We start from the raw sequence: 14,299 nt of genomic DNA, 5'->3' as shown, positions 1-14,299 counted from the left end.
GGGCGTCCCTCAGGGCCGACACGCCCACAACCTGCTTCCGGCCGGCGCCCGAGTCGTCGACGAGGTCTTTCCCGGTCTGATCGACGAGATGAGCGCCGACGGCGCGATTGTGGCGGATGTGCTGTCGGACTACCGCTTCTACCTCGGCGGGAAGGAATTGCCGCGGGTGCCGGTTGGTGCGCACTCCGTCCACGCCACCCGGCCGTTCTACGAGCGCCACTTGCGCCGGCGGCTGGTCGCCCAGGACGCCGTGCGGATGGTGCTCGGCGCTGACGTGGTCGGGCTGATCGGCGATGACCGGCGGATCACGGGCGTACGCGTCCTGCGCCAGGAGCCCAGCAGCAGCGACGAGACATTGAATGCCGACCTGGTGGTCGATGCGATGGGCCGGGGCAGCCGCACGCCGGTCTGGCTCGAGCAACTCGGGTACGAACGTCCCGCTGAGGAACGCGTCAACGTCGACGTCGCCTACGCCAGCCGGCTTGTCCGGCTCCCGCCCCAGCACGATCGGGCGCTGCTCATCGGCGGCGATGTCAAGGCCAACGGCCGCGGACTGCTGTTGCTGGCGGTCGAGGAGGGCCAGCACGTCCTGACCGTCACCGGGACCGGCCCTGCCGCGCCTCCCCCGACCGACGAGGCCGGATTCGCGGAGTTCATCGCCATGGCGGCCCCGGACGACGTGGTCTCGGCACTGAGGAACGCCGAGGCGCTCAGCGACATCGTCGCGTACCGCTTTCCCGCGACCCGGTGGCGACGGTACGACCAACTCGCCGGTATCCCGGACGGGCTGGTCGTCGTCGGGGACGCACTGTGCTCGTTGAGCCCGGTCAACGCGCAGGGCCTGACGGTGGCGGCGATGGAGGCCCGCGCGCTGCGCGACACGCTCTCAGCCGGCCGGCGCGACGTCGCCGCGAACTTCTTCACCCGGGCGACGCGTGTTCTGACCGCACCGTGGGGGATGGCCGGCCAGCCGGGACAACCTGCGAACCTGACGCAGAAGATGCAAGGCGCCATGATGAGCCGGCTGATGACCGCGGCGGCTACCGACCCAACGGTCGCGGCCCAGCTCATCCGGGTCCTGGCGCTACTCGATCCGCCTTCGAAGCTGATGCGGCCGGCTGTGCTCGGGCGAGCGTTGCTTCGGGCAGCATGAGTGCGGGGAGCTCGACGAGGAGCACTCGTCGCAGGCCGTCGCCGAACTCAGGAGGCCATGGCTCCTGCAGTCCTCTCGGGCATGCCTGCGAGTGATCACGCTCGGCGCCGATCCGGTGGACGTCCGCAACGCGAACCCCGGCCGTCACCGCGCCATTTCCCGGACGCCGTCGACCTGGTCCGCACCCCCATCCACTCCGTCAACTCGCCAATCGTGGATAACGGGGCTCGGCTGCTGCCTGCGTGCGAGGCTGGGGGAGTCTGCCGTCGGGGGCGCCGCCTCGTCGAGGAGATCCGCTCGGCAGGGAGGCCGGTCACGTCGCAGATCAGGCCCTACACGGTGGTGATCTTGCCGTCCCACTCGCCGCCGGCGGGGGCGGAGGCGTGCTGGTGGATCAGTTCCCAGTCGTTCTCACGCCGCTCGAAGCAGTCGGTCTGCCGGACCATGACGTGCTTGGTGGAGCCGTTCTTGAGCACGATGGTCGTGCTCTGCACCGTGCAGACGATGCCCATGTCCCCGTTGACCTTCGCATCCAGTTCGAGGATCTCGACGTTGCAGGACTCGAAGTTGGCGAAGGTGTCGTCGAACAGCTTGCGCGCCGGGGCGACGCCCCTGGACGCGAACGGGGGGATGTCGAACCACAGCACGTCGAACGCCCAGTGCCGGGTGCTCTGCGCACCGGTCATCGACGCCGCCATCTCGCGGACGATGGCGATGATGGCTTCCTGGTCCTGCTCGGTCGTCGTCATGACTCTGCTCCCTTCGTCTCGCGGCCCCGATCGGTCGCTACGGACAACCCTGCTGCGTGCCGTCAGGGGAGGTGTAAGACCCAGCCCCGCGACGAGATCTCCCCTGGGGGAGATCAGGTGCCCAGGATCTGCCGTCAGCGCTGGGCATCGGGGGCTTCCCCCGACAAGCCGGTCACTCAGAGGGCCGCCAGGGTGCGGATGCGGTCGGCGAACGCCCGTCGGGCGGCCCCGGACTGGGGGGCGAGGCGGTCCCATCCGTGCGGGACCCCGGGATGGACGTGCAGTTCGACGAGGACGCCCGCGGCGGCCAGGCGCGCGGCGTAGGCGATGTCCTCGTCGCGGACGATGTCGAGGTCACGGGTGTCGATGGAGGCAGGGGCCAGTTTGGTGAAGTCGGTCAGGCGGGCCGGTGCGGCGATCGGGGAGACATCCGCGGTGTGGAACGTGTCGCCGAGCACCGCCTTCCAGGCGATGCAGTTGTCGTCGTAGGTCCAGGTCAGGAAGGGTTCGCGGGCCGGGTCGGGGCCCTGGTTGCGGTCGTCGAGCATGGGATAGACCAGGATCTGCCCAGCCACGGGGATGTGCCGGTCGCGGGCCAGGACGGCGGTGGCCGCGGCGGGTGCGCCGCCGCCACTGTCGCCCATCACCGCGATGGGTCCGGTGTCCACGGCCAGTTCGTGCGCGTGGTCGGTGAGCCAGGTCAGGCCGGCGAAGACGTCCTCGGCGAGCATGGTGCCGGTCGCCTCGGGGGCCAGGCGGTAGCCGACGGACAGGAACGGCACCCGACTGTGCGCGACGTACCGGGAGAGCAGGGTGTCGTAGGCGTCCAGGTCGCCCAGGATCATGCCGCCGCCGTGGGCGTAGAGCACGGCCGGGCCGGGCGCGGTGGTCTCGCCAGTGGTGTACCAGCGCCGTTCGATCCGGGCGCCGTCGGGCGCCGTGGCGAAGTATGTGGCGGTCTTGATCCCGGTGACCGGGGGGACCAGGGCCGCCATGGCGGCCTGGCCGAGGTTGCCGGCCTCGCGAATCGACCTCCAGTCCCCGCGCTCGCGGGCGGGTTCGCCGGCGGCCGGCTCGGTGCGGGCGGCCAGGAGGGGGACGAGTTCGGGGTCGAGGGTGTAGTTCATGGGAAGTGGTTCCCGCCTTCCTTCCGGAGGTGGACGGATGGGTGCGCAATCAAGTGGCGGCGCAGGCGGGTCGGGGGCCCGGTTGCGTGCGCCGCGGGCCTCGGGCGGGCCGGACACGGCGGTGTCTGTCAGTACGGGGAGGGCTGGTTGCGGATCACGGCGAGGCTGACGATCTTGCCGTCGCGCACGCTGAAGTAGTCCGACATCACCAGTTCGGTCGGGAGGTTGGTCTTGTCGTAGGTGCCGTCATAGCGCGAGCGCACGATGGTCTGGCCGTAGTGCGCGACGACCTCGATCGGCTGCATCGTGACATGGTCGCCGATCATCTCCTTCTCGGCCCAGGCCCGGATGGCTGCGATGCCGCCGATCTCACGGCGCGCGTCGTTGACGTAGGCGTCCTCGGCGAAGGTGGCGACCATCCGGTCCAGGTCGAAGGCGTTGACCGCCGCCAGGTACTCGGCGACGACGGGCGGCAGGGCGGTGCTCGTGGGCGTGGTCATCGTTGTGGCTCCCTTCGGCCGGCGGTCCGGTCGACCGCCTGCAAGCAGGCTCGGGCGTGCCCCGACGAGAGGTGCAAGACCCGCGCGCGCCCGTGCATCTCCCCTTGGGGGAGGTGGCACAGTGGCAGGCATGGACGCGACACTGCCGATCGGGGACTTCGCGAGGGCCACGCACCTGAGCGTGAAGACGCTGCGCTACTACCACCAGGTGGGCCTGCTGGAACCGGACGAGGTGGACCGGCACACCGGCCACCGGCACTACACCACCGCGCAGATCCCGACCGCGCAGATCATCCGCCGCTTCCGCGCCCTGGACATGCCGGTCGAGCAGATCGCCAGGGTGCTGGCCGCCCCCGACCTCGACACCCGCAATGCGCTGCTGGCCGCGCACCTGAACCAGATGGAGCAGGAGTTGGAGCGCAGCCAGTCTGCGGTCGCCTCGCTGCGCGACCTGCTCACCCGCCCGCCGGGCGGTACCCGGGCCGAGATCGGACGCCGGAGCGTTCCGGCCACGCCGGCGGCTGCGATCACCGAGACGGTGGACGTCGCCGAGGCGTTGACCTGGTACCAGGGTGCGCTCGGTGAGATCTACGCGACGCTCGACGCCCAGGGCCTGGCCGCCGACGCGTCGGCCGGCGGGATCTTCAGTACCGACCTGTTCACCCACGGGTACGGACCGGCGACGATCTTCGTGCCGTGCGCCGGACCCGTACGCCCGATGGGTCGGGTCGACGCGCTGGTCATTCCGGCGGTCGAGTTGGCGACGATTGTGCACCGCGGCCCGCATGCGAACATCGACCTGGCTTACGGAGCCCTCGGCACGTACGTCGCTGAACATGCCCTGGCCGTGGACGGCCCGATCCGCGAGTACTACCCCGTCGGGCGCCACGAGAGCGCAGAGGCGGCCGAGTGGCGCACCGAGATCTGCTGGCCGATCTTCCACACCGGACCAGTCCCCGACGAACCCCCGGTGTCCACGGGCGACGGCGGCCGGTAAAGGGCGCTGTCGCTACTCGCGAACTGCAGAAGCTGTCACAGCGGAGCACCCGTGGAGGCGTCAGAGATGGCGGCGTGTCCGGGACGGCGCGAGCGGCTGCTTCTCGCAGGCGCCGGACCCCCGACCGGTGCCGGAAGCTGACGGCATGGCGCGGTACCGACGCAAGGACCCGACTCCCGAGGCCACCGCGACGTGCACGACCTCGGTTAGGCTCGATTGGCGTTCAGTCCCGCAAGCCTGTTGCCGGCTGCGATCGTTGATGGGAGTCCCTAGCGTGGCACCCGGTTCAACCAACCCCGATACCGTCTCAGCACGCACCGACCTCGACCGTCTGCTGGCGGCGGGGCCCTTTCCCGCCGCGCTGCGGGTCGCGATCCAGGCCAGTGGTCTGGGCCTGGAGCGGATCTGCTACCGGCTTCGCTCGAGGGGCACCCCGGTGAGTCTGGGCAGCTTGAGCAGTTGGCAGTCGGGGCGCCACCAGCCCGAGAGTGCCGCTTCCCTTGAGGCGATAGCTGTCCTGGAGGAGATCCTCGGGGTGGAGAGCGGAGCGCTGGCCGCGTTGCTGGGGCCGCCGAGGCGGCGTGGTCGCCGGGCCGTGGTGGGCCCGTTGCTGGAGCGTGCCGCGTTCCTCGGTGATGCCACGTCAGTTCTCGATGAGCTGCGCAAGTTCGACATGCACGGCGATGAACTGCTGCTGCGACTGTCGATGCACAACCGGCTGCGCATCGGCCGCAACCGTCGCATCCGCAGTCTGTGGAGTCGCACCGTGTTGCGGGCCAGTGCCGACGGACCCCGTGGGCTTGTTGTGGTCTACACCGCCGAGCCCGCCGGTGCCATCGTCGTTCGCCCGCTGCGCGGCTGCACGATCGGCCGCACGGTCGTCGACCGCCGTGCCGGGTTCATCGTCGCGGAACTCCTGTTCGGGCATGCTCTGCGGCTCGGCGACACCGTGGTGCTCGAGCATGCGGTCGACTTCCCGGCCCCCTTCCCGCAGGAGCAGCAGTGGGAGGTGTGGCTGCGGAACCCGGTCCGGGAGTACGTGCTCGAAGTCGAGTTCACCCGCCCGGTTCTGCCCGCGCGCTGTGTGCGGTTCACCTCGCCCGGTACGGACCCGGCCGTGGAGCGAGTGGTCGCCCTGGACGAGTACAGCCGCGCCTGCGGTGTCTGGCAGGACCTCGACCCCGGTCGCCTCGGTATCCGTTGGGAGTGGCGGGGGAGTCCTCCGGGCCCTGGGCGGTGATCGGCCATCTGCTGGAAGGCGACGCGCGTGCGCCCCGGCCCCGGGAATTCGCCAGTGCGGGGTCGGGGCGCACGCCGATCACGGTGGTGCGATGTGTCGGGCCGGGTGGGTCAGCCGACGGTCGGGTGGGTCAGCGCGCAGGCGTTGGTGTCGTTGGACCAGCTGCCCTGCTCGGTGTAGGTGCCGTTGCCCATCTTCACGTTGCCGGCGCCACCGGTCACGCCCTTGAGCCAGGCGCACTCGTCGGCGTTCTCCGCGCCGGTGGTGTGGTTGGTCCAACCGCCCGCCGGGTTCTGGTCGGTGATGGTCTCGGAGTACTCGTGGCCGAGGGTCATCGTCCAGCCGTCGAGGGTGCCCGCGCTGCCGGAGTTGAGGAAGTTGACGCCGCAGCCGGCGCCGGAGTCCATGTTGTACGGCTGGTTGCTGAAGGCGACGTCGCCGTAGGGGGAGGTGACGGCGCCACCGGTCAGGGTGGAGTCGCCGTTGTAGTCGTGCCAGGCGCAGTACGCGCCCTGGTAGTTGTCCGGGTTGGTGCCGTGGGGGGAGACGATCACGTAGTACGCGTACCGGTTGGCGGCCGCAGTGGTGTTGCCGAAGTGCGCGGCGGCGTTGACGGCCTCGACGCCGAGCTGGTGGCCGGTGGCGGCCGCCGGTGAGGCTGCGGCGTTGTCGTACCAGACGCCGGCCAGCACCCCGCCGGTCGGGTAGGGCACGTGGGCGGCCCCTGACGGGCAGGTGGTGGCATTGGTGGCGACCAGCGGGCCGTCGCAGTACTGGGTCATGGTGCCCGACCACTGCTCGCTGCCGGTGCCGATGCCCTTGAACATGTTCTGGGCGACCGGCGCGCCGTGTGACGGGTCGTTGCTGAAGGTCAGGTTGCCGTTGGCGTCGGTGCCCTGGGAGCCCCACTGGTTGCCGTAGAAGACCACGTACACCTTCGGGTGGCCGCTCATCACGCCTGTGCCGTCGATGCCGCCGCCGTAGGCCAGCGTGTTGCCGCCGTGGCGCGCCTGGCCGACGGCATGGGCGTTGGCGACGGTCGGCAGGACGCCGTGCCGGTGCGCGGTCGCGCCCGGTGCGCCGGTGGCGGCCGAGGAGATCGTCGGGCTGATGGCGAGCAAGGCGACGCCGAGGGCGGCGGCCACCGAGGTCCGTACGGCGCGGCGACGGACGGTGGGGGTCGTCCCGTGGTTCATGCGAGTCCTCTCGTGTTCGACAGGCCCGGCGGCATGGGGGTGGTGGCCGCCGGGATCTACGCGGAACTGCCCGCAGCACAGCACCAGTTGATTCTGTCGACCGGTCTGCATGCCACGGACAAGGTGGGAAGCTAGCAGTGGCCTCCGTCCGGCGACAACGACCTTGACCGCGCACTGATCGAGCGGCGCTGCCATCGCCGATGTCACCGCTCGTGTTCGCGTGCGCCGCTGCTTGCCAGGAGGCTGCTGCAGCGGTACGGCGACGTCCACACGGACGAGTCGGCCGAGGTCGCGCGAGCCCGGTGCGGGTCCGGGAGGGGCGCGGAAACTGCCTGAGGACAGTGAGCGGGAGCAGAGTTTTCAGGGGACGGCCGGGAAATCCCTGATTAGCGGGACCAGGTCGCGGTCCGAGTAACCGGGTTCAGCGCTGCGGCTCCCGTGCGGTGCAGCACGGGAGCCGGTCGCCGCCGCAGGATGACGGCAGCGATGGCCCGCACCCCGCTCGCGGGGGTGGCGGGCCGTGCCTTCGCCCGGAAGGCGTACTTCCCGGTGGAGCTGGCGGCCAGGGACATGGGCACTGGCGACCGCGTCGCGGATCTCCCGCTCTCCCGGGCGGCTGACGGCTTTCCTCGAGGTGGCAACGAGGGCCTCGGACAGATCGTCAAGCCCCTGCCCGCCGCTGAGAGCTGATGGCCCGGGTCGGGTCGGTGTGGGGCTTCTCTCCGGCCCGGGAGTTCTGCGGAGGTCGCTGCGGAAGCCTTGGCCGACGGGTTTCCAGCTCTGGAAGGTGGAGGGCTTCCAGCGGGGCCGGTCCGGGATGGTGTCGTCGTCGGGAGCACGCCAACGAACCGGCACGTCCTGTACGTGGGCTTCGAGGCCCTACGCGACGTGACCACAACCTGGCCCGCTTCACCTTCCTGGACCCCAGGGCCCGTTCGCTATTCGTCAGACCTGGCGGGCGCGCTCCTTCTGCCGGCGCCCTGACTGCCAGTCCCGGCAGCTGAAGCGTTCACGAACAGCTCGCTGCCGCGTCGTGAAAGCTCGTCAACTGTCTTTTCGGGCCTGCCCGAACGATGCCCTCCAGCGCTGTCGGGCTGCTACGTTTCCCGCGGTCGACAGGGCGCTGCGGATTCCGGCACGCCAGCGCATGTGCTTCGGCGTCGGCGGGTCGCACCATCGGGGTACCGGAGCGGTCGGCCCTACCGGGAGAGTTCGCCCTTCGGCTCGTCATATCGACTCTGCCCGTGCGCTGTTGACATGAAAGGACCCGTCACGTCGTCATGCGCAAACTGACCTTGTCCGCCGTTGCGACATCCACCGTGCTGGTTTTCTGCGGCTGCTTCCTGGCCGGAGCGGCCGCCGGACCGGCCGCCGCGGCGAGCGCCGTCGCCGCGTCGTCGGCCGTTCCCACCGCCCCGGCGACGCTGGCACCGGCGGGGGCCGGCCCGTCCGACGTCACCGTGGCCTCTCCGGCCGCGCCCGGTGGGACCGCTCCTGCCGCGCCGGCGGCCGTCCCGAACCTCGCGCTCTCCTCCTACGACCCGAGCACCGGCACCGCGGTGCTCGCGCCGTCCGGCTGCAGCGCGCCCGCCGCCCGCACCGCCACCCGGGCCGCCACCGCGACCGCCGCCATCCAGCCGGGCGAGCTGATCGACAGCCCGCCCACCCCGGCCGCACCGCACGGCGCACTGCTCGCCGTCACCGGCGTGCAGCCCGCGGCCGACGGCTCGGTGGCCGTCAGCACCCGTCCGGCCACCCTCCCCGAGCTGCTCGGCGGCAGCAGTGCCAGCCTGCACAGCGCCGTCGACCCGGGCTCCTTCCAGGTCCAGCCGCAGATCAAGGGCCTCCAGATCAGTACCGACCTGGGCCTGGGCAGCGGCCAGGGCACCATCTCGGGCGGGCTCGGCCTGACCGCCAACGCGACGGTCCCGCTGCCGGGCGGCGCCTCGGCGGCGCTCTCCGGTTCGGTCGAGCTCGACCCGAGCATCGACTTCTCCTACCAGGGCGGTTTCGCCGGCATTGATCCGCAGCAGGCGCGGGTCGGCTTCGCCCTCGGTGCTCACGCCGACTGGCACGTCAGCGCGGGTCTCACCGGCAGCGTCCCGGTGAAGATACCGCTGGCCACCTTCAGCGCCGCCCCCGTGGTGATGGTCGGCGCCCTGCCGGTCGTGATCAACCTGAACTTCACCCTGTCCGCCGACATCAGCGCCGACGGCACCGTCACGGTCGACGCCGAGCAGTCGTACGACGGCACCTGGGGTGTCCACTCCGACTACGTCAAGGGCTCGGGGTGGACCACCACCACCGATCCCGGCACCTCCACCGTGTCCCCGCTGCAGTTCAGCATCAGTGCTGCCGCCTCGGTGAAGGCCGGTCTGCTCGCCGAGGGGTCGATCGCCCTGTACGACACGATCGGGGTGAAGGCATCGATCGAGCCGTACCTGCGTGCCGCCGCGACCGGCTCGCTCAGCGTCAGCACCGCCAACCCCACGCCGGTCGTCAACGGCTCGCTCGCCCTCTACGGCGGGCTCGACATCAACGGCGCGCTGATGGCCCGGCTCGCCATCCTCGGCACTCCGATCCTCGAGCAGGACCTGCCCTTCCTCGCCTTCCACCGCGAGTGGCAGATCGCCTCACTGGGCAGCGCGCAGTCCGCGGCGCCCGGCGTGACCTGGACCCCACTCAACTCCAGCACGGGCGACGACAACCTCTCCGCCTACCTGAAGACCCGGCCGGACTGGGACCTGGGCGCCGCCAAGTCCTCCTGCCCGGACGACAGCCGCCTGATCGGGCTCAGCTTCGGCAGCGACGCGGGCCTGTGCACCAACGCCACCACGGCCGGCCTGTGGGACGCGAGCCACGCGTACGTCGTCGACCACGGCGGCACCTACGTGGGCAGCGACTGGGCGCCCGGCTACGCCAAGGACCAGTGCCCCGCCGGCTCGTTCGTCACCGGCTTCAGCCGCAACGGCCGCACCATGGGTGTGCTGTGCGCCAAGTCCGCTACCCCGCTCGGAACTTCGACCCGCACGGTGTGGTTCAACTCCAGCGACAACCGCCCCAGCGCCGCCAGTGGCGGCGACTTCGCCTACGGCTCGTACAAGGGCCAGTGCGCCGACGACGAGTACATCGCCGGCTTCGCCTACAGCGAGCCCTGGTACGAGCTCTGGGCAGCCCGCCCCTACGCCCTGCTCTGCCAGAAGCTGTCCTGACCCTCGCCACCCGGTCCGGGCGTCGCCACCTCGGTGGCGGCGCCCGGCGCCATCGCCACGAGGTGGGAGCCACGGGCGGGCCCGGGAGAACAGTGCGCCAAGGTCGAGAGCCGTCGGCCTGGTGGGCGCTGAGACCGCTCGGGGCGGAGGGAAGCGGCGTAGGCCAGCGGCGGCTGGCACGGGTGGAGCCTGGCCCTCCACCCACCATGCGCGGCCGACGCCTGGTCCAGGTACGCGGCGAGCTTCTCCAGGCAGCGTGGAGACAGCCGGACCGCGATCCTCCCGGGCCGCGTGGCGCGAGTGCCTCAATCCCGCCCTCGCGCCACAACTGATACCACCAGTGAGCAGACTCCGGGCCCACTCGCGTCGCACCTGGCGGCACCGCGACGGTGCAGGGCCCGGACCTGACCGGCTCGGTCACCATCTCTGGCAGCGCCTACCCGGTGGGCCGTTCTTGCGAACCGGGGTGTCAGGCGCCAGCTGCGTCCAGACGGTTGCGCGAACCGGCTTCACGTGCGCGGTTGTCGCCGGCTCCCTACGGCTGACCACCTGGCGTCATGGGCGAAGCCGTGTCTGCGGACCATCCAGTCCGGAACCAGGACCGGCATCGGACGAACCGGCAAGGGCAACCCCTGACTCAAGGGCGTTCTCGGCGAAGCGGCGTTGGCCGTCTCGTGCACCGACACCATTCTTGGCGACCGCTACTGGCGCATCGTCAAACACCAAGGCCACAAGAAACCCCCTGGTCGCGGTCGCCCGCACGATCCGGGTCATCGCCTGGCACCTCACCGAAAACCCCGACGCCCGTTACACCGTCCTCGGCCCCGACTGCCACCAGCGCCTGATCGACCCGAACCGTCGCACCCGCGACCTGTTCGCCGGTCGGCAGCCCTTGGGTACCACGTCACCCGCACCCTCGCGGCCTGACCACACCACCTGCAGGCCCCCGGCCGGCCGACGCCGTCCGGACGATCAACGACCGAGCCCTTCGGCAGTCGCTGGTACCCGGCGGCCGATCGTTACTGACTTCGGCACGTCAGGGTGACCAGATGACGGCGGGCCGGCCGCGGCAGGACAGTGGCGTCAGTATCGTGGCGGCATGACCTCTCCCGTGAGATTCCAGATCGCCGTGGACGCCGCCGACCCGCACCGCCTGGCCGACTTCTGGGCCGCGGCCCTCGGCTGGGCCGTCGAGGACCACGAACCCGCCGTCCGTGCCGCGCTCGAGGCCGGGTACGCCGACGACACCGACGTCGTCACCCACAACGGCCGGCTCGCCTGGTCCGTCGCCGCGGCCGCTGTACTGCCGGGCAGCACCCGCGAGGACTCGGGCCGCCGCCTGCTGTTCCAGACCGTGCCCGAGGCGAAGGCCGGCAAGAACCGGCTGCACCTGGACCTCAACGTCGGCCGCGACCGCCTCGACGCCGAGACCGAGCGGCTCACCACCCTGGGCGCCATCGTCCTGTACCGGGTCGACGAGCCCGCCGGGTTCCACGTGACGCTCCAGGACCCGGAGGGCAACGAGTTCTGCATGCAGTGAGCACGGTGTCGGGTGGGCACCGATCGGGGAGCGGTACCAACGTAGCCCGGGCGGGTAGTAGGAGGACGTTCTTATCGCTGACGTGCAGGTTTGAGGCGATTTGCTGCCCGCCTGATATGTCCTCAGAAGCGGTCTTTACGAGGAATGATGCCGCCAGCTGGATTCGGCTGCCGCGCCGGTTCGTCCTGCTTCACCCCGAAGGATCCCGTCTGGATCGAATAAGTCGGGGAAGTACGGGATTGGTTTACCCGGATCGGACAGGTCACTCGGGTGCGCTTTGCGCAGCGGTTGCCGCCTGGTGCGCGAGAAGGAGGGCCGCTCACCCGAGCCGACCGCGTGCGTGATCGACTCCCAGAGCGTCAAGACCGCACCCAGCGTGCCCGCCGATACCCAGGGCATCGACGCCGGCAAGAAGATCGTCGGCCGCAAGCGCAGCATCGTCGTCGACACGCTCGGCCTCCTCCTGCTCGTCATGGTCACCGCCGCCAGCGTCTCCGACAACGACGCCGGCAAGCAGCTCCTCACCCGGCTCGCCGCGACCCACCCCACGATCACCAAGGCATGGGTCGACACCGGTCGTCGTTCAGCAGCCGACGCGACAGGAGCCGCCTGCCGTCCCTGTCCAGGACCACGCAGTGATGATGGGTCTTGCCGATGTCCGTCCCCGCCCAGACCAGGGCCATGGGTTCCTCCGCTCGCTCGGTGTGTCCTGTTCATCCGGACGACCTCGCCGGCGTGGTCCTACTCAGCGATGCACCCACAAGGGGGCCCGCAGCTCCTAATCAGCGGCCGAGTCGTCGTGAGGTGTTGGGCGGCCAGGTGATGCGAACCATCGACGGCAACCCAATCAGAGCCAACTCAGCACCTCTGGATCCCAGGACCATACGACTGGCCCGTCCGACCCACCAACAACGTAGGACCCAATCAAGTTCAGTGCACGGGCTTTTGGCCGCCCCCGTCCCCTCTCACGGCTCACCAGCAGCGGGCACTCATGGCGGCTGGTGATGAGTGCGGTGTGGCCATCGTCCGCGTCAGGGGCGCAGGCACCGAGAGCATTGTCTACGGCTGAGCCGATCCGGCGGCTCCGGCGCCGCCCCAAATCGTGTTGCTGTCTCTGGTGTTCGGGCGATCTTCCACTAACATGAGTGTTCCTCGTGTTTTGGAAATGGAGCTGGGACATGCCGAACCGTCTCGATCTGCCCGCAGGCTTCCGCTGGGGGGTCTCGACCGCCGCCTACCAGATCGAGGGGGCGGTGGAGGAGGACGGTCGCGGGCCCTCGGTCTGGGACCTTTTCGTGGAGCGCCCCGGGGCGGTGAAGGACGGGCACACCGGGCGGGTGGCCTGCGACCACTACCACCGCTACCGCGAGGACGTGGAGTTGATGCGCGGCCTGGGTCTGGACGGATACCGCTTCTCGATCGCCTGGCCGCGCGTGCGCCCCACCGGCGCCGGCGCCGTCAACATCGGCGGGCTCGACTTCTACGACCGGCTGGTGGACGAACTGCTCGGAGCCGGGATCACGCCGCTGCCGACGCTCTTCCACTGGGACCTGCCGCAGGCACTGGAGGACGGCGGCGGCTGGCTGGCCCGGGACACCGCCTACCGCTTCGCCGAGTACGCCGAGATCGTCGTGGACCGGCTCGGTGACCGGGTGCCGGCCTGGATCACCCTCAACGAGCCCTTCGTGCACATGGTCTTCGGCTACGCACTCGGCATCCACGCCCCGGGCCACGCGCTGATGCTCGACGCCCTGCCGGCCGCGCACCACCAACTCCTCGGGCACGGGCTGGCGGCAGCCGTGCTGCGCGAACGCGGGCACGAGGTGCTGATCGCCAACAACCTCACCCCCGTCTGGCCGGCGAGCGAGAAGCCGCAGGACGTGGCGGCCGCCGCGGCGTACGACGCGCTGCACAACCGGCTCTTCACCGACCCGCTGCTGCTCGGCCGCTACCCGGACCTGAGCGCCTACGGCGTCGGCGACGATCTCGGCGGCAGCGTCCGCCCCGGGGACCTGGAGCTCATCACCGCCCCCGGCCTGGACGGCCTCGGCGTCAACTACTACAACCCCACCCGCATCGCCGCCCCCACCGAGCCCGACGGACTCCCCTTCGCCGAGGCCGAGATCGAGGGCGTCCCCCGAACTGCCTTCGGCTGGCCCGTCGTTCCCGACGGCCTGCGCGAACTCCTGGTCGGCCTGCGGGAACGCTACGGCTCCGCACTCCCACCGATCACCATCACCGAGAACGGCTGCTCCGTCACCGACGAGCCCGCCCCCGACGGCACCGTCCACGACCAGCCCCGCATCGACTACCTGGCCGGCCACCTCGACGCCCTGGCCGCCGCGATCGCCCGGGGGGTGGACGTCCGCGGCTACTACACCTGGTCCCTGATCGACAACTTCGAATGGGCGGAGGGCTACCACCAGCGCTTCGGTCTGGTCCATGTCGACTTCGAGACGCAGAAGCGCACCCCGAAGGCCTCGTACGCCTGGTACCGCGACCTGATCGCGGCCCACCGGGCCCGGCCTGCGGGGAAGTCCTGCGGCGGCCCCATGGGGGCGCCCCGGATCGGCCTGGGCTGACCG

General features: G+C 70.6%; 11 protein-coding genes and 2 pseudogenes. 8 read left to right on the top strand and 5 right to left on the bottom strand.

The window, feature by feature from the left end; translation table 11 throughout:
* A partial coding sequence (locus ABD323_RS10635) for an FAD-dependent oxidoreductase (protein WP_344441059.1) occupies positions 1 to 1,153 on the top strand: 1,153 nt, incomplete at its 5' end.
* Positions 1,154 to 1,485: 332 nt separating this feature from the next.
* Here the strand turns inward: ABD323_RS10635 and ABD323_RS10630 are convergent.
* The 3 genes from ABD323_RS10630 to ABD323_RS10620 all read right to left on the bottom strand — a co-directional run bounded on the left by ABD323_RS10630 (position 1,486) and on the right by ABD323_RS10620 (position 3,529).
* Positions 1,486 to 1,902, bottom strand: coding sequence for a YybH family protein (locus ABD323_RS10630; RefSeq protein WP_344441058.1), 417 nt, complete (start codon positions 1,900 to 1,902; stop codon positions 1,486 to 1,488).
* A gap of 176 nt (positions 1,903 to 2,078) precedes the next feature.
* Positions 2,079 to 3,029 carry an alpha/beta hydrolase fold domain-containing protein gene (locus tag ABD323_RS10625; RefSeq protein ID WP_344441057.1) on the bottom strand — a complete coding sequence of 317 codons (951 nt, stop codon included), beginning with the start codon at positions 3,027 to 3,029 and terminating at the stop codon, positions 2,079 to 2,081.
* A gap of 128 nt (positions 3,030 to 3,157) precedes the next feature.
* Complete coding sequence (locus ABD323_RS10620) at positions 3,158 to 3,529, bottom strand: nuclear transport factor 2 family protein (protein WP_344441056.1); 372 nt, start codon at positions 3,527 to 3,529, stop codon at positions 3,158 to 3,160.
* Between the two features lie 130 nt (positions 3,530 to 3,659).
* Here ABD323_RS10620 and ABD323_RS10615 point away from each other — a divergent pair, with 130 nt between their 5' ends.
* Positions 3,660 to 4,526: a MerR family transcriptional regulator gene (locus ABD323_RS10615; RefSeq protein ID WP_344441055.1), complete on the top strand. Its 867-nt coding sequence runs from the start codon at positions 3,660 to 3,662 to the stop codon at positions 4,524 to 4,526.
* A gap of 274 nt (positions 4,527 to 4,800) precedes the next feature.
* Positions 4,801 to 5,766: a hypothetical protein gene (locus ABD323_RS10610; protein ID WP_344441054.1), complete on the top strand. Its 966-nt coding sequence runs from the start codon at positions 4,801 to 4,803 to the stop codon at positions 5,764 to 5,766.
* 110 nt (positions 5,767 to 5,876) lie between these two features.
* On the opposite strand, the gene ABD323_RS10605 is transcribed toward ABD323_RS10610, so the two are convergent.
* Positions 5,877 to 6,962: a hypothetical protein gene (locus ABD323_RS10605; protein ID WP_344441053.1), complete on the bottom strand. Its 1,086-nt coding sequence runs from the start codon at positions 6,960 to 6,962 to the stop codon at positions 5,877 to 5,879.
* A gap of 486 nt (positions 6,963 to 7,448) precedes the next feature.
* Here ABD323_RS10605 and ABD323_RS10600 point away from each other — a divergent pair, with 486 nt between their 5' ends.
* The 4 genes and pseudogenes from ABD323_RS10600 to ABD323_RS10585 form a co-directional block, all read left to right on the top strand.
* Positions 7,449 to 7,652, top strand: a complete 204-nt coding sequence (locus ABD323_RS10600; protein WP_344441052.1) for a hypothetical protein — start codon at positions 7,449 to 7,451, stop codon at positions 7,650 to 7,652.
* A 590-nt stretch (positions 7,653 to 8,242) separates the two neighbouring features.
* Positions 8,243 to 10,174 carry a hypothetical protein gene (locus ABD323_RS10595; protein ID WP_344441051.1) on the top strand — a complete coding sequence of 644 codons (1,932 nt, stop codon included), beginning with the start codon at positions 8,243 to 8,245 and terminating at the stop codon, positions 10,172 to 10,174.
* 1,099 nt (positions 10,175 to 11,273) lie between these two features.
* On the top strand, positions 11,274 to 11,714 hold the full coding sequence (locus ABD323_RS10590) for a VOC family protein (protein WP_344441050.1): 441 nt from the start codon (positions 11,274 to 11,276) through the stop codon (positions 11,712 to 11,714).
* Positions 11,715 to 12,006: 292 nt separating this feature from the next.
* A pseudogene (locus ABD323_RS10585) lies at positions 12,007 to 12,321 on the top strand (transposase); the annotation flags it as partial.
* On the opposite strand, the pseudogene ABD323_RS10580 reads toward ABD323_RS10585, so the two are convergent.
* Positions 12,290 to 12,397 (bottom strand): annotated as a pseudogene (locus ABD323_RS10580) (IS110 family transposase); the annotation flags it as partial. The pseudogenes ABD323_RS10585 and ABD323_RS10580 sit on opposite strands and share 32 nt — an antisense overlap.
* A gap of 495 nt (positions 12,398 to 12,892) precedes the next feature.
* Between ABD323_RS10580 and ABD323_RS10575 the strand changes: the two are divergent.
* On the top strand, positions 12,893 to 14,296 hold the full coding sequence (locus ABD323_RS10575; RefSeq protein WP_344441049.1) for a GH1 family beta-glucosidase: 1,404 nt from the start codon (positions 12,893 to 12,895) through the stop codon (positions 14,294 to 14,296).
* Positions 14,297 to 14,299 lie beyond the last annotated feature (3 nt).

The sequence above is a fragment of the Kitasatospora nipponensis genome, from assembly GCF_039528135.1.
Taxonomy (GTDB): Bacteria; Actinomycetota; Actinomycetes; order Streptomycetales; family Streptomycetaceae; genus Kitasatospora; species Kitasatospora nipponensis.
This window is presented reverse-complemented; position numbering and strand designations above follow the sequence as displayed.

Bases quoted from the DNA above. Each gene is read 5' to 3' on its own strand.
- ABD323_RS10600 (WP_344441052.1), top strand. From the start codon at position 7,449: ATGGCCCGCACCCCGCTCGCGGGGGTGGCGGGCCGTGCCTTCGCCCGG.
- ABD323_RS10620 (WP_344441056.1), bottom strand. From the start codon at position 3,529: ATGACCACGCCCACGAGCACCGCCCTGCCGCCCGTCGTCGCCGAGTAC.
- ABD323_RS10630 (WP_344441058.1), bottom strand. From the start codon at position 1,902: ATGACGACGACCGAGCAGGACCAGGAAGCCATCATCGCCATCGTCCGC.
- ABD323_RS10590 (WP_344441050.1), top strand. From the start codon at position 11,274: ATGACCTCTCCCGTGAGATTCCAGATCGCCGTGGACGCCGCCGACCCG.
- ABD323_RS10615 (WP_344441055.1), top strand. From the start codon at position 3,660: ATGGACGCGACACTGCCGATCGGGGACTTCGCGAGGGCCACGCACCTG.
- ABD323_RS10595 (WP_344441051.1), top strand. From the start codon at position 8,243: ATGCGCAAACTGACCTTGTCCGCCGTTGCGACATCCACCGTGCTGGTT.
- ABD323_RS10625 (WP_344441057.1), bottom strand. From the start codon at position 3,029: ATGAACTACACCCTCGACCCCGAACTCGTCCCCCTCCTGGCCGCCCGC.
- ABD323_RS10605 (WP_344441053.1), bottom strand. From the start codon at position 6,962: ATGAACCACGGGACGACCCCCACCGTCCGTCGCCGCGCCGTACGGACC.
- ABD323_RS10575 (WP_344441049.1), top strand. From the start codon at position 12,893: ATGCCGAACCGTCTCGATCTGCCCGCAGGCTTCCGCTGGGGGGTCTCG.